General features: G+C 48.0%; 1 protein-coding gene. It reads right to left on the bottom strand.

Annotated features, from left to right (window positions below; all coding sequences use genetic code 11):
- Nucleotides 1–227, bottom strand: a 227-nt coding sequence (locus F8B77_RS17840) for a hypothetical protein (RefSeq protein WP_167512891.1), incomplete at both ends; no start/stop codon positions are given.

A 227-nucleotide genomic window follows, 5' to 3' on the forward strand; every position in this document is an offset into this window, starting at 1 on the left:
ACACCAATCTCAACATAGCTGGTCACCGTTGGCGCGATTTGGGTATTATCAGCGGCATAACTTTGAATGATCGCTAAGCTATCAACCACAGTTTGAATGCCAGCTACGGTAGTCAACGATTGACTGTCCACTTGCCCATTGATTTCACTGAGGTTATTGGCATCGACACCAGTAACGCCTACCACAGCATAATCGGTCACGCTTGGCGCGGTTTGGGTATTATCAGC

This window comes from Aliivibrio finisterrensis (genome assembly GCF_008933155.1).
In the GTDB taxonomy this organism is placed as follows: Bacteria; Pseudomonadota; Gammaproteobacteria; order Enterobacterales; family Vibrionaceae; genus Aliivibrio; species Aliivibrio finisterrensis.